Below are 23,434 nucleotides of genomic sequence, written 5' to 3' on the forward strand. Positions count from 1 at the left end.
AAGTTTCAAGCTGGTTGCCTTGTCAGGAGAATGGAAAATGATTGGTGGATCTATGGCTATGATTGTCCACGTGAGGTCGAGGTTTTTAGATCCCGCAAAGGCCGATTTGGCGTGAGATATATTCCTTAAAAAAGAAATAAAATTATATTAGAATATTTTGCTTGACTTAAAACATCCCCGTATAGTATATTATTTTATGTCGCCATTTCAAGAAGCTTTGCTCAAATGGATATACGTCGCGGGGTGGAGCAGCCCGGTAGCTCGTCGGGCTCATAACCCGAAGGCCGCAGGTTCAAATCCTGCCCCCGCAACCAACCTTTCGATGAATACGTTGAAATAGACGTTTTTCGAGGGCCCTTAGCTCAGTTGGTTAGAGCGGTCGGCTCATAACCGATTGGTCGGGGGTTCGAGTCCCTCAGGGCCCACCATAAGCAAAACCTTCACATCATGCCGGGGTGGCGGAACTGGCAGACGCACAGGACTTAAAATCCTGCGGTGGGTGACCACCGTACGGGTTCGATTCCCGTCCTCGGCATACCTACTTACATAAGGGTTTTCCCTTCAAGGTAGCAATCCTAAAAACCATAAAAAATGATGAATCCTGTGTACCAGATTGTGGCACTGCTAGCCACACAGGACTCGTCGCGTGAGATCCTTTTTCGCACTATCTGTATCCCAAATACAGGTGAAGGCGAAGGAGGATTTTTTAATTATGGCGGTAAGGATGAACAAGGTAAAGAGAGCACCTGCGACAATGGAAGAGGCACTGGATCGATTCATTACCTGGAAGAAAGCAAATGGGATTAGCGATCAGACTATACTGGACTACACGACACATGTGAACCTGTTATTTAAGCGGTATCCTGATGCTAAGCAGTCATACGATCAACTGGAACAGGCGGTCGTTGATCATCTAGGACAAGAAGGTATTAAGCCCGCGACCTATAATAATCGACTAATATACCTACGTACTTTCTTTAAATGGTGTGTGGAGCATGGCATGATATCTGATAACCCCTTGAATGGCTTTAAGAAGCGCAAGTATGAGGGGCGGCATGTCAGTGTTGATGAAGATACACTCGCACGTCTAATAGCCCTCCCTAACCGCGAGACGTTCGCTGGCTTGAGGGACTACACATTATTCCTTTTGTTCCTTGACTGCGGGATAAGACCCAAGGAAGCATTCAGCCTGGATGAGGGTGATTTCCACCCACGTGCCAGAGAAATGCGTGTAGATTCAGCTAAAGCAAAAACCCGTGTATCTCGTACGTTGCCATTATCGTCGATGACTGTGGAAGCAATTCAGGAGTTACTATCTGTTCGTCCTAAAGAGAGGAGCGGAAAAGCACCTATATTCTGTACGAATGAGGGTAGACCTCTCATTAGGCATACATGGGGCGACCGAGTTGAGATGTACTGCAAGAAGTTGGGGACGCACTTATGGCCTTATGCTCTGCGTCATGCATTCTCTATTGTGTTTCTGCGCGGCGGCGGTAATACATTTGGATTGCAACAGATGCTCGGCCATGTGGATATGACTATGACCAAATGATATGTAAAGCTGTCAAATACTGATGTAAAAGAGTAACATAATACAGCTTCGCCTCTGAACAGGTTGATTCAGCAGAAGGTACGGGTAGGGATGATTAAGTAACTCTGAATGCAAGCAGCACCTTCTCCACTGGGGATAGGTGCTTTTGCTTTTTATTAAGCTATTAGTTCTTAGCCTTCTTAATCAGTTTGTCGATGCCGATAACTGTAAAATAGATTATTAGCAAGATAAACCAAGCTGGAGCAGAAAATGCTTTACCGCCGCCCAGTGCGATTCCGACGTCACCCATGTAGATTCACCTCCTTTTCAGAATTAAGATCCAATGTAGGAAGTATTGCAATTAGCTGTTGCCAAGCTTCTTGTGTGGTTGGATTACTTAGAATGTCCTTTTGCTGCTGTCTGAAGTTGCAACTAATCAAGCCCAATGTGTAGAACTTGTAGTTCCATGTTGGATCGGATTCATTATATTTACCGTAATAGCTAGTGAAGATCCTAAGGGTGTCCCCTATTAGCGGAATATGGTATTCAGACTGATAGTTACTCATTAATTGAGACCAGTAATGTTTTAAGACAGCGATAAGTTCTGCGGTCTCGTCAAAGTCTGTCTCAGAAGAGTTCTTAAGCCTTGCATGCCATTCAGATATGTTGATCATGGAATGGAGATGAAACGATTCATTAAACTCCCCAATAAAATCAATCTGCATCAGACGAATCATTTGACCAAGTAAATCGTTATTAATCTTGCCATGCATAAAGAAGTGAGAGAGGAGCGAAATGAGTAAGTTATAAAGTTGTGCAGTAACTTTCGATCTACGTTCTAATGACTCAATCGCCGACTTGGACGGTCTTCCTATGGGCTTTGACTTATTAACTTCATCTGAAGCAATCTCTGCGATGATATCCTCATAGTAAGGAGTATTAGTAAACTCTCCGATTTTCTCGAAGGTGTCCACCAATTCAGTATGAAATTCCTGAATCCGATCCTTTAGCTTGTCCCATTGAACAGGGTAGCCTTTCCAAAATAAAATGAATATGTAGTCCTTCTGATGCTTGATCGTCTTGCTGGATTTTAGCTCATTGATTAGCTGAATGGCTTCCATTGTCCGCTCGTGGTACTGGGTAACAACTCCCTTGGAATATCCTTGACTGATTCTTTTACCAATAATAAGCCCGTGCTCAACTAATCGTTCAATCGCCTTACTATTCAGCTCAATCCCAAGCGCTTCAGCTTGATCCAGTATTTCATTCTTTAACATTTTGTTCACCTCTTGAACAGATTGTAGCCCGTTCAATAAATGAAAACAATGGATGGTCAGTGGGGAAATGAATTCTTTAAGTCAACGAACACACAACTTCAATCACAATACTCGCTTACTATTTGATATTGGCGATTCATGGTACTATTGGGAAAATGGGATTGGGGCGATGCAGGATGAGTAAGGGGAGCTGTAGGGATGAGTTATTACTTGCAACGAGATCGATAGTTAAAGCGAAGGGAGATAATCGGTTTACTCTTAAGGAAGCTATTGAGTATATGAAGAGAAACAATACGATCTATGCTGAATCGACCATCAGAACTCATATAACTTCCAGGTGTTGCAGTAATGCCAAGAAACATCACGCTGTTACATATAATGATTATGAAGCTCTAGGTAATGGTGTATACAAAATCATCGATCTATAGGAGAGGGCAATCGATGAAAACAAAGTCAGCAAGGTCCAAAAATTACTATAGGCTTGTGAATGTAAAACCTCAGACGTACGAGTATAAGGTTGGGAACCACAGATATGTGTTGAAATTTGAGTCAATTGAACCACGTGGGGGCAAGAGTGCGGCAATCATCCAGATGAATGGATCGACTACCAACTGGATTGATAAGAATGAAAAAGATTGGAGCCCCGACCCGACTATAGGGAAGGTGCTCTGCTGGTGTCATGAGAATAAGCAAGTGCTATTAGACACTATCTATTGTCTGAATATGTGGTCAGCTGTTGATAAGGACCCATCTGGTCTTAAGGGTAAGGGTAACGATACTCTTAATAATGCCAAGAACGATAAATGGATAGCTAAGATATGCAAGAATGTCGACTATGTAATCGTCGCTCATGGGGATTGTAAGGGGGTGGATTCACTCGTCTTGAAGGGGCGCAAAAAGCAATTAGGAAAACTCCTTCTGGGTTGTGACCTTTATCATGTTGGGGAGCTAACCAGGAAGGATAATCCTAGACATGGTCGAGGGTGGAACGGCAGTCCAGCTCTAAACCGTTCGATTGTATACACTCACTCCCGAAGGAACAGAGAAGTGGAATAGGCTAATTGAAGTTATTACATCCCCAACGATAGCAGCCGATGGAACGATATATGTTATCAAAAGCGATCCTGGAAGTTCATCCGAATTGGTAGCTGTTAGCCCTGATGGGCAACATAAGATTATCTATCGAATTCCAAATCTACAGGATGAGGCCACAAAAATAGCCATATCCAAAGATAACGTGCTATATTTCGCAACCAGGGCAGGATACATCTATGCAGTAAGAGAAAATGGTGAGCTATTATGGGAGTATGCACATAAGCCTGATCGAGATGTTACATTCACAGAGCCTGTAATTGATTCAGATGGAACACTATTAATTGGCATTAATGATTCTTACAATTTCTCTATGATAAAATCATTTGATAAAAGCGGTAAAGACAAAATGATTGTTTCATTTACTGAACCTCCGTACTACAAAATACATCATACAGGCATAATTGGATCAGATGGTTCCCTTTACTTTGTAATTCGAAATGGTCATGAATCGTTCCTCTATGCTGGTGGTGGTAAACAAAAGACAACAACCGCAAAAACAGATGTTAAAGTTGCTCCTGATAATGATATAAGTCAGTTCGAAGGCAAATGGAGTACACCTGGTTCGGATGAATTGGCCTTTGACATCTCCTTTAATGATAAAAACAGCGGTGTTATTACCTATTTCAGTGAGGGACAAGAGTATCCAAATAACTTTGGCTATATTCAGTCTGCTGACAATAGCGTTATATTACGAGTCGGTGATGAGGATCAACAACGAACGACCGTGAAGTTAGTACTCGGAGGAGACAAACTTACTTATGAACAGAACGGTCAGATATACAAACTGGAGAGGTCGGTAGCAGCCGAGTAACAGAAGAAACTGCAGAACAAGCTTGATTAAAGGATTTAAGGGTAAATGGAGCGATTCAGCTCAGGAATTATGCTTTGAACTTACCCTAAACGATAATGATTCAGGAGGTATCCCAACTATTATCAGGAAAAGGAACCGTATCAAGAAGCATTCAAAATCCCCTACATGGATGAATACGAAACTGTAATCGAACTTGAAGCTGGAGCAAGCCAAGTCCGCCTAAGTTTAAGTCACGATAAAGAATCCATGACGTATGAATCGGATCTCAAATCAACTACCATGACAAAGCAGGAAAAGCGCCCACTCGGCGCTTTTCTTTTGGTCAAAAGCAGGGTAATCTTCCATTAATGTTGAATAGTAGGACTAAAGTCTGCTATCGTTCATTATATAAATGTAGGTACAGAACGTGAGTTCGCTGACATAGTTATGTCTTTTACTGCTGATAAGATAAGTTAGATGAAGCTAATCCTTTGTGCGACAAACAAGCCATGAAAAAATACGGTTTACTTTCATGCTTAATTTTACTGGTTGTACTCAGCGACCGCAACGAAGTTGTCTTGCTATTAATGAAGAATGGTAGAGGTGGATGGTTTGAATGTAAAAGAAGCATTTGCATACTTTCTAACGAAAATCGAGTTGAACCCTACACGAGTTTCACTTGCCTCTGAGCGTTATAAAACTTTGAAGGAATTAATTGAGTCTGAGTTGCCAGGTAAGACTGTAAAACAGATTGGGTCATTCCAGCGCAAAACAATGATTCGTCCTATGGATCTTTCTGATAAGATTGACATTGATGTCCTTATATCGTTTGGGAGCGCCACGCACTTCTCCCTACCTGGATCTAATAGTGGAGTAACTCCAAGACAGGCATTAGATAAGATTTATTCTGCGCTTATTACGAATCGGACTTATAAGACTATGCAGCCAGAGGTAGACTCTCCAACAGTAACTATTGAGTATGCAGATAACTTTTCAGTTGAGTTTGTGCCTGCTTTTGTTGATAAACTGGGGTCTCACAATCATCAGCCAGGGGAGCCCGATTGCTACATTGTTGGACAATCTGATGGAAGTTGGATTCCGTCCGATTACGATTACGATGCATACATTATTTCTAGTCTTAATCAAGGAGATACATTCAACAAGCAATTAGTACCACTGATTAAGATGTTTAAGTTTTACTGTCGCTCACTTAAACTAAATATTAGCTCTTATTATATAGAAATATTGATAGTATATTCTATGTATTCAATCTTACGGGAATGGAAGGATAAGGGATACACATGGGACTATAGCCATATGTTCGCGGCATTGTTATCTGAATCATCTAAATTGATTGGGGCTTCTATATCATTGCCTGATAGCTTTACGCCAACCGTGTCCATACCTCAGTATTCTTCAAGGCAAATAAGTGAACTCAAGTCATATTTTAAGCTTCAAGGTGAGGAAGCTTGGGAAATATGTAATTTAGCTAAGCAAGGAAATCAGAGAGAAGCAGTTCGTGCATGGCATAATATTTTTGGAACACCATTTCCATCGTAATAATAGGAGGGTAACATGAGCCAAGAGCACCTTATCAATGAATGCATGAGAATAGAAGGTGATGCACTATATACTGCTGAAACACATTTCATTATTGCCGCTCATTTGAAAAAGATTGGTTTCTGGACAAAGCTGTTTCCTGCGGTGTCTACTGCTATAAGTGGAAGTGTTGCATCGTTTAGTGATTTGGAAATTTTTAACTGGGTCACGATATTGGCCGCAATTGCTACCGCTCTTGGCGTTGTGTATGATCCAGAGCGAACTTATAACGAACATACGGCGGCAGCTAAGGAGTTCACTGTATTAAAACAAAGAGCTAAGTATTATTATCATACATATATTCATGAAACCCAGCATGAAGATTTTTTCAAAGTTGTTCATGACCTTAGAGAGCGATATAACGAGCTCATATATAGTACTCCTCAAACCGAGGAACGATTCTTCCGCATAGCACAAAAGAGAATTCAAACGGGTAAACATGACCCTGATTTTGAGGTATAGTAATAGGATTCAATTTAAGTATCGAGTGATACTTATTCTACATTAATATGGAACTACAAATTGCAAAACGTTCAAAGGTATTAATAGGCCAGTATGTGAGGTGAAAGTGATTTGAATGAAGTTATCAATTCAAATGAACATCTGATTGCTAGAATTAATGACGTATTGAAGGATAGGAAAGACAGTATCGTCAACATAATCAACGACAAGCTGACACTTTCCGTCTTTACCGAGCTTGCCAAGAATTTGCACAACGTTAAACAGATCAATTTTATAATACGTGATACAGCCTACATTCCCTCAGCACGCGAAATAGCAAGGGAATTCGAAATTGCATTTAACAGCTCAGATTTGTTCTTCAACTCGTATGAGATTACAGAAAAGAACAAGTTAAAGCACTTCGTAAAAGCGAAATCCATGTATGATTTTATCAAAAAGCATGTAAATGTCCGCAAAACTAGAACTTCGCAACTGGTAACTGGAAACCTGATCATCATTGATGAGGAATTTCAAATACAGGGCTCTTCTTCGCTTGAATTGTCGAGGAAAGCTGTGCGCGGCGCATTACCTCGAATCAATTTTGACACATTCATCACGAATACGATGGATAATGATCAGATATTGAACAATAAAGCCAAGTTTGAAGCGCTCTGGAACAATAATCAATATACGGAAGACTTCAAGGATCAAATCCTACAGAGTCTCAGCTATGTGTATAAAGAGTACTCACCTGAGTTTCTGTACTACTTTACGTTGAATGAGTTGTTCGGTGGACAACTCGATAATGGCATTGACCGTTTTGAGCGTGATAGCATCAGCTTCAAGAAAACCAAGATATGGAATAGCTTATTCGACTTCCAGAAGGATGCCGTAGTATCCGCAATTCAAAAGATAAATAAGTACAATGGCTGCATTATTGCAGATAGCGTAGGCCTTGGTAAGACGTTTGAAGCATTAGCTGTAATCAAATACTTCGAGCTTAGGCAAGATAATGTCCTGGTGCTTACACCAGCTAAGCTATACGATAACTGGAACTCGTTTAAGAGCCCGTATATGGACAATACCTTCATTGATGATCGCTTTAACTATAAGATACTATTCCATACGGATTTATCAAGAATAAAGGGAATGTCCAAGAGTGGTCTAGATTTGACCCGTGTGGATTGGAGCAAGTTTGATCTTGTTGTCATCGATGAATCACATAACTTCCGTAATCGCATCGAAAATGAAGAGCATGAGACGCGGTATCAGCGATTGATGAATGAAGTCATCAAAAAGGGGCCGAATACGAAGGTGCTGTTGCTTTCAGCAACTCCTGTTAATAATTCATTAACTGATCTTAAGAATCAACTGAGCATTATTACAACTGACAAGGATCATGCGTTTGAAGAACAAGGAATCGCGAGTGTCTCTTCCTTGCTTAGACGAACACAAAAGGAATTGAACGACTGGCTTGAATCAGACAACCGATCCAAGAATGCACTTATAGATAGACTCCCTGCTGATTTCTTCAAGCTGCTTGAGATGCTAACGATCTCCCGCAGTAGAAAACATATTACGGGGTATTATGGCAGTGACAAGGTCGGCAAGTTTCCACAAAAGATGAAACCCGATACTCATACTCCAGCCATCGATGAACGGAAAGAACTGCTGAATTTCAGTCAAACAAACGAAGTGCTGGAGTCCCTAAAACTCGCCGTGTACTCACCAATGAGTTATATTCGTTCAGAGCATAAGGCCTACTATCGGGAAAAGTATCAAACGGTACGAGGAGATAGAGTTCTCTTCTACCATGAGAGCCGCGAGCTGATTACAGCTAAGCTACATCGGTTCAATCTATTTAAGAGGCTGGAGAGCTCTGTCTATTCATTCGGAGAGACAATTAGGCGCTTGATTGCTAGGATAGATGGCTATATTGATACTATCTCACGTCATCAGTCAGGGGACGTTTCCCTCGAAGGCGAGGAAGTACTTGATGATGGATCAACACTGGATTATAAGTATCAGATCAAGGTTGAGCATCTGCTTACTGCGGACTTCTTGGAGGACTTATATTACGATAAGGGCATATTGGATCGGTTGTTCGAACACGTATTAACCATCATGGATAACCGAAGAGATGCTAAGCTGAAAGAGCTTGAAACAATCATCATCGATAAGATCATGAATACGCCATATAACCCAGGCAATCGCAAGATAATCATCTTCTCTGCTTTTGCAGATACGGCTAACTACTTGTATGACTGTATCGCGGAGGAATGTTCCAGGCATGGCGTTAACGTAGCTTGCGTAACAGGATCAGGCAATCCAAGATCAACAGTAAAAGGCTTGTCCGAGTTTAACCAAGTTTTACGTCATTTCTCGCCTCGTTCGAAGACAGGTCAAGAGTTGCCGCGGGAACAACATATTGATGTACTGATTGGTACGGATTGTATCTCTGAAGGGCAAAACTTACAGGATTGTGATTGTGTCGTCAACTACGATATCCAGTGGAATCCTGTCGTGCTTATCCAGAGGTTCGGACGAGTTGATCGTATCGGCAGCAAGAATGATCAGATTGCAATGATTAACTTCTTCCCGAATGTGGAGTTGAACGATTACTTGCAACTTGAACAGCGAGTTAAAGGGAAAATGTTGGGAGTTAACCTTACGTCAACAGGAGATGAGGACTTGTTGTCTCCAGAGATGAACGACTTCATGTTTAGGAAAAAGCAGTTAGAACGTCTTCAAGACGAAGTGGTTGATATGGATGACCTTAATGATAATATCTCATTGACCGATTTGAATATGAATGACTACTTATATGAGCTGGCGGGCTACATCAAGGAACATCCAGAGATCAAACAAGTACCTAAAGGGATTTACTCCTTGGTGGAAGGCGGTACGAAAGGGACGCTATTCTGCTTCAGACATCAATCGGATACGTCCAAGCCCAATAACGAAAGTTCTCTGTACCCATACTACATCATGTATATGACAGAGTCAGGAGAAGTTCATTTCGGAAATACCAATGCCCGTGAAGCATTGAAGGAATTCAGAAGACTTGCCTACGATAAGAGCGTACCGAACGCGGCGCTGTTAGCCAAGTTCAATAAAGAAACACGCAATGCTGAGAATATGGCGCTGTACTCCTCCCTTTTGAATAAGGCAATCAAAGCTATTCAGGGCGAGGAGGACAAGAACGCACAGATATCCATATTTGATTTCAGTGGATATAATAACGAGTTTGCGAATGCAAGCAGTGACGATTTCGAATTGATCTCGTTCCTGGTTGTGGAATAGAGGTGATCCATGCTAGGTTTACCAAGCCAGTATGAAGTAGACAAAAGTATTCAAATCAATACCTTTATGACGGCAGACTTGTCTTCTAAGGAAAAGAAACGCTTCAAAGATTCTGTTTCGTTGATAAAGCTTGAGTATCAGATAGCTGGTGAGTCAGTACCATCACTAATAAACGATCAATATGATTGCCAGGCGATACTTTTCTTTGGGGTTAAGTTGAATTCTATTAAGGATGCATCGTTCGTATGCGATATCATTCAGAAACTCGTTAAGTCGTTTTGTATGATTAGATGCTTTGATATGAAAGGAATGCTGACGTATTCCTTTGCACATAAAAGACTCAATCTACAGGATCGCTCGCAGGTTGTAATTGAGGGTTCGATCTTAACAGCTATTTCCTCATCACTACTGACTGACGAATCTGTAACACTAATGAATGACTATGTCTCTTTCGACAAGTTAAGAAATAAAGCGAATAAGATGACCATGTATATAGAGATGATGACGAAGGCCTACATCATTACTCATTCATCGGTATGGTCAGGGAGTAAGGGACTGCTCACTTCTAAGGCGTGGTATAATGTATCGGATGCTCTTCTTATCTTTGATTACTATAAAAGAGTTATACAGCTTCTGAAGGACAAGAAAGCAGCTAAGACCATATCCGAGCAAGCCAAGTGCAATTCTGAACTAAAGAACATCTTAAACCAATTATCTCAATTCGTAACCAATTAACAGGAGGAATTTAGCGTGGATTATACCAAGGTGTCCAAGGAGATTTTCGATCCAATTAAGGCTAACAAAGCAAAATTCGAAAAGAAGTTCGGTGAGCAGCTTGCCGAGCTCTTTCCTTCTGCTGTGAAAGATGGAGTTGTTGACTTCTCATCATTACTAGCAGAACTAGGCCAATACGTTGATTCTGAGGAACGCTATGAGCTCAATTGGGCTGGTAAGGCTGAAGCTAAACGTGTTTCTAATATAGACTTGGCTACGCAGACATTAAGGTATGTTCCAGAGGAAAGCAAAAATCCAGGAGAAACAGAAAATCTATACATTGAAGGAGATAATCTAGAGGTATTAAAGTTGCTTCGTAATAGTTACTTCAATAAAGTGAAGATGATCTATATAGATCCTCCTTATAATACAGGGAAAGATTTCGTTTACATGGATAATTTTGTTGAAGAGAGAGCTCAGGTAGAAATTAAAGAAGGGGATATAACTGAAGATGGAAATCGACTAATGATAAATCAACAAAGTAGTTCGAGATATCATTCAAGTTGGTTGTCAATGATATATCCTAGGCTAAAGGTAGCTAAAGATTTACTATCAGATGATGGAGTTGTCTTTATTAGTATCGATGATAACGAAGTAGATAATCTAAAGAAAATATGTAATGAGATTTTCGGTGAGGCGAACTTTATTGCTAATTTAGTATGGGCAAATAAAGAAGGTGGCGGTGGTTCAGATAGTGAGTTCTTCAGAATAAAACATGAATATATTCTATGTTATGCCAAGAATAATACTAGTCTGACTATACATGGAGTTGATATCACAAATGAGGACAGGTATTCACTGGAAGATGAGCATGTGCAGTATAGAGGTAAATACTATTTACAGAAGTTGAATCAAGCTAGTATACAGTACTCTGCTTCATTAGATTATCCAATTATCGCACCAGATGGCACAGAGTTATTACCTGAGATTGATGGAAAACAGGCTTGTTGGCGGTGGTCAAAGCAAAAAGTTGAGTGGGGAATCCAAAATGACTTCCTAGTAATTAAAAAAACGACTGATGGAAGCTGGCAAGTATACACCAAGCAATATTTGAAAGTAGACAACAATAATAATCCTATAACCAGAACAAACCGCCCCTTGGCACTAATTGAACAATATTCTAGTACGCAAGCTTCAAAGAAGTTAGAACAAATTATGGGTTCTAAGGTATTTGATTATTCCAAACCTCATGATTTAATTTACTGGTTGCTAAAATTAGGGACGAACAAAGATTCTTTGGTTATGGATTTCTTCTCAGGCTCAGCAAGTACAGCACACGCAGTAATGCAACTTAATGCTGAGGATGAAGGAAGAAGGAGATTTATTATGGTCCAAATTCCTGAGAAATGTAAAGAAAAGAGTGAAGCTTATAAGGCTGGATTTTCAAACATATGTGAAATAGGAAAAGAAAGAATTCGTCGTACTGGAGAAACTATATTAGAAGAAAGCAAAGGTAAAATAGGAGTAATGAGCCTGGATGTTGGATTTAAAGTATTCAGGGTAGCCACAACAAATATCCGTTGGTTCAGTGAAGCCATCACTAAAGATGTTCTTGATTATGACATGACAATGACAGATAAAGATAAGATAGACTTCAACCCTGGTTTCACAGACATTGATATTGTCTACGAAATTCTATTGCGACATAGGGATATCCCGCTCTCTTCCAATGTAGAACAACTATCTGACATCAGTCGTAGAACATATATCTTTGCTGATACAGTCGTTGTATGTCTTGAAGAGACGATTACTGAGGACATGATCAATAAGATCGCGGACATTGAACCTATGCCGACCAAGATCATCTTCAGAGACAGCGCTTTTGGGGATGACATCTCCCTGAAGGAAAACACAATGATTCGATTGGAAGCTCAAATACGTAAGAATAGCGGACTTGAGAAACGGGCTTATCGAGTCGAATTCATTTAAGTGGAGGTGAAACCGCAGTGACAAAACGTATAGCCTTTCAGTTTGAAGATGGACTGAACTACCAAAAGGAAGCTATCGAATCGGTAGTAAGTCTTTTTAAGGGCGTTAACCGACAAGAAGATAGTGCAATCTATCGAAACATATCTCGCGCTAGACAGATCACAGAAGGTGATCCCGTAAGGAATCCACAGATCGTTACTGGCACAAGGCTACTTAATAATCTTCGTGAAGTACAGCTTCAGAACATGTTGTTTCCTGACTACCAATTGGAAAACAATAACTTCACCATTGAGATGGAAACAGGTACGGGGAAAACCTACGTCTACCTGAGGACGATCCTTGAGCTTAACAAAGCCTATGGATTCACTAAGTTTATGATCGTCGTTCCGACGATTGCCATTCGTAAAGGTGTAGAGAAGAGCATCGAGATGCTACGAGAGCATTTTATGGCATTGTACGATGGTCTGGACTTGAAGAACCATGCATTTGTATATAATTCATCTACACCGAATGAGATTAGCTCCAAGTTCGTCGAAACCATGGACTTAAGTATAGCAGTAATGAATATACAGGCTTTTAATAAGGAAACGAACAAACTGCGCCAAGAAGATGAATATGGCCAGGTGCTGTGGGATGATATCCAATACATCAATCCCATTGTAATCATTGATGAACCGCAAAAGATTGAAGGTGCTGGGAAGAAGAAGAGTGCTTCACTTGAAGCTATCGAGATGATTAACCCGCTCTTCATTCTGCGTTATTCAGCAACTCACAAACGATTGTACAATCAGGTATATAAGCTTGATTCCTATGATGCCTATCAGAATAACCTGGTTAAGAAGATCGAAGTCAAGACGGTACATGGTACGATTTCTAAGGACTATCCATATGTACGTTATGTTGAATTCACAAAAGACCTCCATGCCAAACTTGAGATATTCCATGTCGAGCAAGGTGGTACGATACGAACAAAGACATTTAACGTACGCCGCGGCGCGAACTTGCATGAACTATCTGGTTCCTTGGATCAGTATCGGAATATGATCGTTCAAGAAGACCCTCATCAGTTGAAGAAGTTAAAGATTGGTACGGGCGATAACATCATCGAGCTAGGAATCGGAGACAACAATTCTGGTATTAGTGAAAGTGACATCATTCGAATTCAGATTCGCCTTGCCATCAGAACGCACCTTGATAAGCAGCTCAAGATACTGCGTCAGGGTTACAATATCAAGATCCTGACGCTATTCTTTATTGATGCTGTTCACAAGTTCAGAGACAGCACTGCTTCTGATGGACGCGGGGAATATTTGCGAATCTTTGATGAAGAGTACGCAAACATCATCGAGGATACAACATGGAATCAATTATTTACCAAATACCCAGCTCTATTCAAGCACTATAAAGATATCCTTAAAGTACGTGAAGGATACTTTGCGGTGGACAAGAATAAACATTCTGTTGAAGTAGAGAACTGGGAAAGTATTCTTGATGAACAAAAGCTCAAGCAGAAATCACAGGAAGATGTGGATCGTGGTATTGAGTTAATCTTGGAGAAAAAAGATGAGCTTATCTCGTTCGATGAACCACTTGCTTTCATCTTTTCTCACTCAGCACTACGCGAAGGTTGGGATAACCCTAACGTATTCACTCTTTGTACGCTCAAGCGTGGCGGCTCAGAGATTGCGAAGAAGCAAGAGATTGGTCGAGGGCTCAGGCTGCCCGTAGACATCAATGGAAACCGTAGCACCAATGCAGAGATCAATGAGCTAACCATTATTGCTAACGATTATTACGATCAATTTGCGGCTGCTCTCCAGAATGATTTCAATGATCAAGCAGGCTTTGATAAGGATGAAGTGACAGCAGATATTATTCATAAAGCTCTAAAACAAGCGGGTATTCCAGTTGATAAGGTCACTGCTGAATTGGTTGAAGCATTCAAGAACGAACTCTTTCAGAACAAGTTTATCAATGAAAAGAATCAGCTCACCAAGAACTCTAAAGAGATTCTATCGATTGAATTTAAGGATGAAACCTTAAAAGAGCATAGCGAAATGATCAAAGAGAAGTTTGTTGAGCACATGATCGCAAAGGGAACTAAGAAGATCCCCGTTAAGAATGGAGACGAAGCTCCTGTTGATAATGGCCAACATAGCTTCATGTCCGAGGATGCTTTTGTCCTGTTGCTCAAAGAATTAAGTGCTCGTATGAGAAAGCGAACGATGTATCAAGTTAAGATCGATCATCAGGCATTTATAGATTCATGTATCAACGAATTGAATGATCTGTTAAAACATAAGAAACTACGTAATGAGTTTGAAGTTGAGACAGGAAAAGCGACCTTCAATGATCAACAGAAGTTCATGCTTGCCGAAGCCATTCAACAGTACGAACATGAGGACTTGAGCACACAATGGCAGAAGAAAAGCGACTTCGAAATAATTAACTATATTATGTATCATACGCTTTTACCGCGTCTGGCCATATATAAAATCGTATCGAAGCTAGATAGGAAGGTGCTTCTGAGTAATCAGGACATCCTTGATATAACGACCCAGCGGATCAAGTCAAAGCTGAAGGAATTTAAGGCATTCGGCATTACGGAATACCAAACGATTGATGGATATGTATTTAGTGATAAAACGATCTTTGAAGCGGATTCGATTGATCAGACGATGCTTGATGATGCAACAAGCCTTATATATAAGACGAATTCGAGCAATCGTAGAGCGATGTACAAGTATTACAGGCTGGATAGTAAGGGCGAGAAGACATTTGCTGAGCAATTGGATGCTGACCCGAATGTATTGCTGTTCACGAAGATTAAGAAGGGCGGATTCGTCATCGATACGCCATTTGGCGAATACTCACCAGACTGGGCTGTTTTGTACAAAGGAGATAACAATACCGCCAAGCTCTACTTTATCATTGAAACAAAGATCGACAAGGAAGACAAAGACCTAACAACTGTCGAGAGACGAAAAATAAGATGTGGAGAGCTGCATTTCAAAGCAGTTTCAAGTGATGTTGATTTCCATTGGGCGAATAGCTATACCGATTTTAAGAACAAGATTGGAAGGTAACAACACTTAGTTTTAGTGACTAGGATGTGACATTTTGCCCCTTATAGATAAAATTGCGGAGACAATAGATCGGGAGAAATATGCCACTATTAATGTTTCTATTTACAATAATCAAGACATCATGATCGACAGTTATGATATTTGGTTCGATCATGATGTTACATTATTCTGCTTGCAAAAGCTGTATGTCCACGAGGGTAAAATTGATGAGATTGGTGACACGATAACTTGCAGCAAATATGAACTTGAACAGACCATATTGTCGTTCAACCAAAGAGGCTCATTAAAGTTGGATGTTACTGGATAAAACCAATAGACGGCACTGCATCAAGTAAAACAAGCTAAGGAGTAGCCGCCTTTTATTAAATGGAAATTGGGTGATAGGTATGGCGTTGGGACAATTAGAGGTGAAGTTATCAAATGAACACCTTAATAAATTCTCTAAGACGAGATCCCTCAAGGCTCTGGCGGAACTAATTTGGAATGCACTTGATGCAGATGCTACTAAGGTTAATGTTCAATTTGAAAGAAACCGCCTTGGAGGAATTGAACATATTGTTATAACTGACAACGGAGAAGGAATACACTTTGGTCTCATTCAAGATCGTTTTGGTAAATTAGGTGGCTCTCATAAGATAAAAAATAAGACAAGTCCTAGTGGTAGAAGATATCATGGTAAGTTAGGTCAAGGTCGTTACAACGGATTCGCCCTTGGTAAAAGCATAGAATGGGTTAGTATCTTTAAGGACAACGAAGAGTTGTATGAGTTTAATATTATTGGGCGATTGGGTAATATGAACTACTTCCAATTCTCAAATCCAGATAAGACAATTGGTACTGAGATAGGTGTCAGTGTCAGCATTTCAGAACTATATGATGAAAAGGTTAATGAGATTGCCGATAGTTCCAGATTAGCTCAAGAATTAACGTTGATCTTCGGGCCTTATCTACTTGCATTTAGTGGTATTAGAATCACTATTGATGGAATCCTTCTTAATCCCAGCAAAGTTATTGTAAATCAGCAAGACTATAGTATAAGCACTACATGCCAATCAAAAGTAGTAAGTGGTAATTTGAAGATAATTGAATGGAGTACAGGGTCAACCAAGAATATGTATCTATGTAACAACGAAGGAATTGCATATGAGGAAGAGGCATCGGGGGTTAAGACTACTGGGGGATTTCCCCATACCGCATACCTTCAAAGCGACATAGTAGAAAATTTGGTGAATGACAATCAGTTGGAAGTTCGAGAAATGACTCCTGAGTATAATGTTCTTAGAGATGAAGCTTATGAAATTCTAAAGTCAATTTATAGAGACAGATTAGCAAACGAAGCCTCTAAGGAAGTTAAAAAACTTAAAGAAGAAAAGGTATATCCTTACACAGGAAAAGCCAACACAATCATAGAGATTGCTGAAAGGCAGGTATTCGATATCTGCGCAGTCAAGATTAACCAATACCTACCTGAATTTAGTAAGTTGAATAAAGGTTCAAAGCAGTTTACATACCGATTACTTAAGGAAGCATTGCAAGCTAATCCTACCAGCCTTAGCAAGATATTGAACGAAGTATTAAATCTTCCTGTAGACCAACAAGAAGAATTTGCAGCCATTCTTGATAAGACTAGTCTAAAGTCCATTATCAATACTACCAAATTGATATCAGACCGAGTGTCATTTATCAACGGACTTGAACAAATACTATATTCTGATGAGTATCACAAACGATTAAAAGAAAGAAGTCAATTGCATAAAATTCTGTTGGGTGAACTATGGCTGTTTGGTGAGCAGTATTCATATGCATATGATGATATTACTTTGAAGAATGCTCTTAAGAAGCACCTCGAATTACTGGGTAGAAGTGATCAAGTAGAAGAATTAGATTATTCAAAGATCAAAGACCTAAATGATATTCCTGATATCGGTTTATATCGACAGTGCGTGACTGGTGGCGGCGACCACTTTGAAAATTTGGTTATTGAACTTAAAAGGCCCTCTTGTGTGATAGGCCAAGATGAACTAAATCAGATTGAGAAGTACGCAGTAGCAATCGAAGAGAATGAGTATTTTGACAAGGATAAGACTAAGTGGAAAATTGTCTTGCTTGGAATCAGAATGGATAAGTTTGCTACAAAAAAGGTAACTCAGTCAGACAGAGACCCTGGACTGCTGTATCGTGGAAATAATATGGAAGTTTGGGTGAAAGAGTGGAAGCAAGTTATTCAAGATGCTAAAGGTAAACACAGATATCTTCAGGACAAGCTAGAGTTGTTTGTGAAAGATAACGAAGAAGGAATGAGGTATTTGAAGGACAAGTACAGTCAGTACTTACCCGATTAAATAATTGGAGGAGTGACTGGATTAATGCATGGTGCTTCGATAGCTAATCTTAATATGATGTTGTGGCGAGCAACATACTGAAGTCAAAAGAAGTGGTTGATGACATAATGGAGTTGAAATTATGAGATTGTTATATAAGTACTATTCGGTGAATGAGAATTCACTTAATAACTTGATCAATAGTTTGGTTTGCTTTAATGATCTGATGAGGTTTAATGATCCGTTTGAAGGAATAGGCCATTTTTTTTATGATGTGACACCAGAAGAGCAAAGGTACTGGGACTCAATTGGATCGAATTTTCCAAAAGATCTTAGCAAAATGTTCGCGGAGGATAGTAAAGAGCTATTAAGATTTAAACATAGAATCTTATGTGTTACAGCAAAATATGATAATCCCCTTATGTGGGCACATTATGCGAGTGCGCATTCTGGCTTTTGTGTGGGTTATGCAGAAGAAGATATTACTCATATAAGTGATAAGTTTGATGGGGTCAAATATGAGAAGGAGCCAAGTATGGTCAATGCAACCCAACTTGATACGAATCAGATTGAAGCCTTATTATATGTTAAATCTGAAGATTGGAAATACGAAGAAGAATGGAGAGCGATATACACTCTAAAAGATGTTGACGTAAGACACTTGGATTATGGTGAATATATCGGCAAGTGTTATGGCGAGGAAGACAATGAAAAGCTTTATGTACCCTATGGTTATGTCAATATGGGAAATCAACAGGTCTTAGAAGTAAATAAATATATTTTGAAACAATGCGAGCCTCAAATTATTTATTTAGGGCTGAGGATGAAACAAGAAGAAAGAGCACGCCTCATCGAAATAGCAAAAGCGAAACAATTAAAAATTTGTCAAATGTCACAACAACTGCACTCTTTCAAGATGGAATCTCATCAAATAAATTGGTGACAACGGTTACCTATTAAGTAAACTGAGATATTAAAGAAGTTTTCGATGATCACATCCCTGATGACAAACATGTATTTACAAGCGGATAGTCAAGGACACTTCAAAGCATACTGAAGTCCGAAAACACGTAAGTTAGAAGGAGTGTTGGTTATCAATTTTCGCAAATTGCGTATGAAAAAAGTTCAAACGGGTATGTATCTAGTTTGGTTTGACTATGAACAAAATCGGTTCTTATTAACAGTGACTGGGGCAAACACTTCTGATTATCGAATGAAGTTCGAGGTAGCCTACACTGAAAAGGAAAATATTAATGCCGAGTTGCACCGCTTAAGAGAGCATCAACATTGCATCTTCGACACCTTAGAACCAAGATTAATAATATGCAGCTTGGATGACGAAAATGAAACAAGCAAAGAAGAATTGGAAGTTAAAATTGATAATGAATGTCTCATTAGAAATTTAATCAAGTTCGATGACGACCCACTATTATTAATATAACGCGAACTTGTGTTCCGTTTCCTGGCCTGATATAATGTATTTAGACACACAGGATTCACGAGTTCTTTGTGTTATGAATCCTGTTGAGCTAAAGCGGTGCAGATAGTGCAGAATCCAGTATCCACGCGGTTTTGCGGATTGGCCAGGACGCACAGGACTTAAAATCCTGCGGTGGGTGACCACCGTACGGGTTCGATTCCCGTCCTCGGCATACCTAGAAAACTTTGAGGTTTTAATGGTTTTCACGAAGTACATAACGCTCTATATTTACATAAATCCTGTAACTTATTATACAAGATTTACGTAAAAGCTGGAAAACCTCCTTTGTAGTATCTGACAAAATCAGGTACAATCGAAGGAGGTTTTTTCATTGACTGCGCTGTTGAGATGAGTGAACTAATTGATCCATTTTAGTGAAGATGTAATTTCAAAAGAAGAAGAAGTGTTAATATTAAAAAGGTATTTATCGTTTTCATATCATTAGGACTACTTCTAGGTTATTCATTAAATACAACTGACAGAGCAGAAGCAAAAGCAAATATCGATACATATAAAAACTGTACAGAAATGAATAAGGTATACAAAGGCGGAGTTGCTCGTACTTCGTCAGTTAAAAATAAAGGTGGAAAAACGAAATATAAGCCTTATGTTTCACAGGCTATCTATGATGCCAATAAGAAAAGTGACCGTGACAAAGATTTGATTGCATGCGAGCGTTAAGCCCGTGCTTCAATATTACCACCAATACATGCAATATCATTTTGAAATCCAATCAGTCAGAATACATAATTGATAATATTGTCAAAAAATATGATGGGTAATCTTTTCATCCCGAATCTTACATAATAGGCATACATGAGTTTGGTTCTCGCATACATCTTACTTGATAAGCGAAAAACTCATCTTGGTCTGCTCAATGTCATGAAGCCACACAATTAACTTGTTTTGGAGGGATTTCAAACATGAATGCAGGATTTTGGATTCGACTAGGAGCTGCGTTGCTTGACGGTATTATCGTTGGTGTTCCTTTATTTATTATTTCATTGATTATTACCGGTGGGTTGGAGGGAAGGGAATATTATACAGATGTGATTTCATTCCTTTATACGCTATTGCTTCCCGTCTTTTGGAGAGGTTATACGATTGGAAAGCGTATTTGCGGTGTTCAGATCAGAAAGCTTGACGGTTCGCCTCCTGGTCTAGGAACGATGCTGCTGCGACATGTTGTTGGCGGGCTAATATACGGCGTAACATTGGGTATTGCAGCTATCGTCAGTGCCTTTATGGTTGGTATGCGTGAGGATAAGCGGGCCATTCATGATTTTATCGCGGGTACGGAAGTTGTGCATGCCAATTGAAAAAAACGAGCGAAGCCTGCTGCGTATAAACGCTGCCGGCTTTTTTTGCAAACTTTTGCTTTCTCTAATTTGAATGAAGTAAACTAGAAGCTGTAACGCAATACTTGAGCAAATAAGGGGAAGTAGGCGGTTGAATGAATAAGCATAAGAATGAGGAGTCTTCACTTAAGCAAAGCTCACGCCGTTTATATGCGGAAGTGTTTTCGTTGAAGGATACTTTATATCATGATTTAACCGATAGGTTCAAGGATGATCATTTTTTATTAGAAAACAGAGAGCAGTGGAAAACGGGCATTATGGCTGCTGCTATCTCGACTGCGCTTTTTAGCACCATTTTGTCGGGAAGCAAAGAGTTTCCTTATGTTTATTCCTATCTGAAAATAAAGCTCCAAGCGCATCATCCAGAAGGGGAGGCCGCAATTGAGAGCTGCATGGGCGTTATTTCTAATCTGTTGAATGGTGCGGAATATAATGCTGAGGCATTCTCTGAAGGGCTTGCGCTGTGGCTTTATTTTAGCATCAGGGGCAGGGAATCGTTCGTTGAAGAAGAAACCGTTCCTTATATGTTAGCGGGACAATATATTAATCAATATTATTTGAATTGGTTTGATAAGCAAGTATAGGAAATTTTTTCATTTATACAGCTTAGAAGGAGACGTTGATGTGACGATAATGCCCAGTAACGATTGGTCGCAGCGGCTAGAGGAGGAGCTTAAAGCCCCTTATTTGCTTGAGCTGCTTGATTACCTTGATGATAAATATAAATCGATGACGGTTTACCCAGAGAAGCAAAATATTTTTAATGCACTAAATTATACAACCTATGAACAGACGAAGGTTGTCGTTTTGGGGCAGGATCCGTATCACGGTCCTATGCAGGCACATGGGCTTAGCTTCTCCGTGCAGCCGGGCATGAAGGTGCCGCCATCTTTAAAGAACATATACAAAGAGCTGGAGGCGGATGTGGGTGCTCCGATTCCAGACCATGGCAGTTTAGTATCTTGGGCGCAGCAAGGCGTACTGCTCCTTAATACGGTGCTTACGGTGGAGGAGGGCAAACCGAATTCGCATCAGGGACTAGGGTGGGAGCGGTTTACCGATTCGATCATTGCGGCGATGAATGAAAGGGACAAGCCTGTCGTATTTATGCTGTGGGGCAAGCACGCAGAGGCGAAGGCCGCTCATATTGATAGGGACAAGCATCATATTATATCCTCGCCGCATCCAAGTCCGTTTGCTGCTCGCAAGGGTTTTTTTGGAAGCAAGCCTTTCTCAAGGGCGAATGACTTTCTAGAGGCGATTGGGAGCGAGCCTATTGACTGGACGATACCTATGCTGTATGAACTAAGAAGCAGTTAAAAAAAGGCTTCTCCGATGACTGAGCGATTGCTCATACCATAGGAGAAGCCTTTTTCTGTCTTTGTTACTTGGCGCTGATCGCGCTGCCTGTCGATGCATCGCTTGAAGAAGCGGATTGCGGAAGCACTGGTTTTAGCTTTGCATCTACGTAGGTCGAAACCTGAACATCGGTTACAACCTGCGGATACATTTTATCTGGATCAGGGAGAATCGTTTCGACATAAATAATCGCCTGGTCTCCTTCAAAGCCAATGGAAGAGATCCGGATGCTGTAACCAGGATGCGGCACTTGCGCGCTGATGGTTACTTTATTAATGTCAGCGTTTACGGCATTAACAGTAAGCTTAAGGTCTAGCTTCGGCTGTTCGGGCAATTCAGGAATAGGAGTCGTCTCCTTTACGAATGTAACGGCATCATAGAGCCAGCCGGCGGCGTCGCTTCGCGTGATCGCTTTTTTAGGATAAAACTTGTTCGAGCTATCCAGTGTGACGATTTTGCTAATGAGCAGCTTTTGGATGCTTTCCATGTAATCCTTGTTAACGTCTGCCTCATCCTCAAGCATCATATAAATTTCGATAAAGGCAAAATCGCCTTTTTTCAAAATCGCTTTGAACAAGTGGTGGGCGAACTGCTCACGTGTCATGACATCATTAGCTTTGACTGTTTTTGGAATTTCAAGTCCATTAAGATTAGCAATGATAAACGATTGCGAATACCATGCATTGTCCTTCAGGTTAGTAAAATAATCGCTTGCTTTAGGCTCTTTAATGAAGCGAATATGATCGATGTTGAGCTCTAACCCTTTTACAATCAAGGTTACGCCTTCCGCATAAGTGAGCTTGCCCTTCGGATTAAACTTATCCTCTTTATTGCTGCTTAGTATGCCTAGTTTCTTTAGCTCGGCAATTTTTTGCTCGTTTACATCATTTTTTACATCTTTAAATGCCCAGACGGTTTGTCCGAGCGTGAAGAGCATCATTGCAACCAGCGTCAATATTATTATCGGTCGTTTTCTCATACGGTCACCTCTTCGTTTATTTTGCTGCAGCACTTATTTGACGCAATAATAATTCAATTTGTTGCAATTCGCAAGAAAACATTAATCTTTAGGAGAGTGGCCCTGCCTTTAT

20 protein-coding genes and 3 tRNA genes are annotated in these 23,434 nt (G+C 40.2%); 20 read left to right on the forward strand and 3 right to left on the reverse strand.

Going from position 1 to position 23,434, the window contains the following annotated elements:
• Window positions 1-237 precede the first annotated feature (237 nt).
• From AC1TPC_RS10570 to AC1TPC_RS10585, 4 genes are all read left to right on the forward strand, one after another.
• Window positions 238-314: transfer RNA gene (locus tag AC1TPC_RS10570), tRNA-Met, on the forward strand.
• Between the two features lie 37 nt (window positions 315-351).
• Window positions 352-428 (forward strand) — tRNA-Ile (locus AC1TPC_RS10575).
• Window positions 429-449: 21 nt separating this feature from the next.
• A tRNA-Leu gene (locus AC1TPC_RS10580) sits at window positions 450-535 on the forward strand.
• Between the two features lie 177 nt (window positions 536-712).
• Entirely contained in the window at window positions 713-1,552 is an 840-nt protein-coding gene (locus tag AC1TPC_RS10585) for a site-specific integrase (RefSeq protein ID WP_482066815.1), read from the forward strand.
• A 163-nt stretch (window positions 1,553-1,715) separates the two neighbouring features.
• On the opposite strand, the gene AC1TPC_RS10590 is transcribed toward AC1TPC_RS10585, so the two are convergent.
• Both AC1TPC_RS10590 and AC1TPC_RS10595 read right to left on the reverse strand, forming a co-directional pair.
• Entirely contained in the window at window positions 1,716-1,841 is a 126-nt protein-coding gene (locus AC1TPC_RS10590) for a hypothetical protein (protein WP_482066816.1), read from the reverse strand.
• Complete coding sequence (locus tag AC1TPC_RS10595; RefSeq protein ID WP_482066817.1) at window positions 1,834-2,808, reverse strand: hypothetical protein; 975 nt, start codon at window positions 2,806-2,808, stop codon at window positions 1,834-1,836. The genes AC1TPC_RS10590 and AC1TPC_RS10595 overlap by 8 nt, the downstream gene beginning before the upstream one ends.
• Window positions 2,809-2,984: 176 nt before the next feature.
• Between AC1TPC_RS10595 and AC1TPC_RS10600 the strand changes: the two genes are divergently transcribed.
• The 16 genes from AC1TPC_RS10600 to AC1TPC_RS10675 all read left to right on the forward strand — a co-directional run bounded on the left by AC1TPC_RS10600 (window position 2,985) and on the right by AC1TPC_RS10675 (window position 22,304).
• Window positions 2,985-3,236 carry a DUF7669 domain-containing protein gene (locus tag AC1TPC_RS10600; protein WP_482066818.1) on the forward strand — a complete coding sequence of 84 codons (252 nt, stop codon included), beginning with the start codon at window positions 2,985-2,987 and terminating at the stop codon, window positions 3,234-3,236.
• A 13-nt stretch (window positions 3,237-3,249) separates the two neighbouring features.
• Window positions 3,250-3,864, forward strand: coding sequence for a DUF1643 domain-containing protein (locus AC1TPC_RS10605; protein WP_482066819.1), 615 nt, complete (start codon window positions 3,250-3,252; stop codon window positions 3,862-3,864).
• Between the two features lie 85 nt (window positions 3,865-3,949).
• Complete coding sequence (locus AC1TPC_RS10610; RefSeq protein ID WP_482066820.1) at window positions 3,950-4,714, forward strand: hypothetical protein; 765 nt, start codon at window positions 3,950-3,952, stop codon at window positions 4,712-4,714.
• A gap of 591 nt (window positions 4,715-5,305) precedes the next feature.
• A complete protein-coding gene (locus AC1TPC_RS10615) occupies window positions 5,306-6,253 on the forward strand; it encodes an SMODS domain-containing nucleotidyltransferase (protein ID WP_482066821.1) in 948 nt (315 codons plus the stop codon).
• Between the two features lie 15 nt (window positions 6,254-6,268).
• Window positions 6,269-6,754, forward strand: coding sequence for an SLATT domain-containing protein (locus AC1TPC_RS10620; protein ID WP_482066822.1), 486 nt, complete (start codon window positions 6,269-6,271; stop codon window positions 6,752-6,754).
• A gap of 111 nt (window positions 6,755-6,865) precedes the next feature.
• Window positions 6,866-10,036 carry a helicase-related protein gene (locus tag AC1TPC_RS10625; RefSeq protein ID WP_482066823.1) on the forward strand — a complete coding sequence of 1,057 codons (3,171 nt, stop codon included), beginning with the start codon at window positions 6,866-6,868 and terminating at the stop codon, window positions 10,034-10,036.
• A 9-nt stretch (window positions 10,037-10,045) separates the two neighbouring features.
• The gene (locus tag AC1TPC_RS10630) at window positions 10,046-10,771 is read left to right on the forward strand and encodes a DUF4391 domain-containing protein (RefSeq protein WP_482066824.1); all 726 of its coding nucleotides are present in this window, start codon (window positions 10,046-10,048) and stop codon (window positions 10,769-10,771) included.
• 15 nt (window positions 10,772-10,786) lie between these two features.
• Window positions 10,787-12,739 carry a site-specific DNA-methyltransferase gene (locus tag AC1TPC_RS10635; protein WP_482066825.1) on the forward strand — a complete coding sequence of 651 codons (1,953 nt, stop codon included), beginning with the start codon at window positions 10,787-10,789 and terminating at the stop codon, window positions 12,737-12,739.
• Window positions 12,740-12,756: 17 nt separating this feature from the next.
• Entirely contained in the window at window positions 12,757-15,825 is a 3,069-nt protein-coding gene (locus tag AC1TPC_RS10640) for a restriction endonuclease (RefSeq protein ID WP_482066826.1), read from the forward strand.
• A gap of 34 nt (window positions 15,826-15,859) precedes the next feature.
• On the forward strand, window positions 15,860-16,132 hold the full coding sequence (locus tag AC1TPC_RS10645; protein WP_482066827.1) for a hypothetical protein: 273 nt from the start codon (window positions 15,860-15,862) through the stop codon (window positions 16,130-16,132).
• Window positions 16,133-16,211: 79 nt separating this feature from the next.
• Window positions 16,212-18,167, forward strand: coding sequence for an ATP-binding protein (locus AC1TPC_RS10650; RefSeq protein ID WP_482066828.1), 1,956 nt, complete (start codon window positions 16,212-16,214; stop codon window positions 18,165-18,167).
• 121 nt (window positions 18,168-18,288) lie between these two features.
• A complete protein-coding gene (locus tag AC1TPC_RS10655) occupies window positions 18,289-19,089 on the forward strand; it encodes a DUF2971 domain-containing protein (protein WP_482066829.1) in 801 nt (266 codons plus the stop codon).
• Window positions 19,090-20,037: 948 nt separating this feature from the next.
• Window positions 20,038-20,307 carry an excalibur calcium-binding domain-containing protein gene (locus tag AC1TPC_RS10660; protein WP_482066898.1) on the forward strand — a complete coding sequence of 90 codons (270 nt, stop codon included), beginning with the start codon at window positions 20,038-20,040 and terminating at the stop codon, window positions 20,305-20,307.
• A 242-nt stretch (window positions 20,308-20,549) separates the two neighbouring features.
• Entirely contained in the window at window positions 20,550-20,945 is a 396-nt protein-coding gene (locus tag AC1TPC_RS10665) for an RDD family protein (protein WP_482066830.1), read from the forward strand.
• Window positions 20,946-21,079: 134 nt separating this feature from the next.
• Window positions 21,080-21,568 (forward strand): hypothetical protein, encoded by a 489-nt coding sequence (locus tag AC1TPC_RS10670; protein ID WP_482066831.1) that lies wholly within the window; start codon window positions 21,080-21,082, stop codon window positions 21,566-21,568.
• A 49-nt stretch (window positions 21,569-21,617) separates the two neighbouring features.
• Window positions 21,618-22,304: a uracil-DNA glycosylase gene (locus AC1TPC_RS10675; protein WP_482066899.1), complete on the forward strand. Its 687-nt coding sequence runs from the start codon at window positions 21,618-21,620 to the stop codon at window positions 22,302-22,304.
• 64 nt (window positions 22,305-22,368) lie between these two features.
• On the opposite strand, the gene AC1TPC_RS10680 is transcribed toward AC1TPC_RS10675, so the two are convergent.
• A complete protein-coding gene (locus AC1TPC_RS10680) occupies window positions 22,369-23,322 on the reverse strand; it encodes an S-layer homology domain-containing protein (protein WP_482066832.1) in 954 nt (317 codons plus the stop codon).
• Between the last annotated feature and the right edge of the window lie 112 nt (window positions 23,323-23,434).

It is taken from the genome of Paenibacillus sp. Y280 (assembly GCF_056786335.1).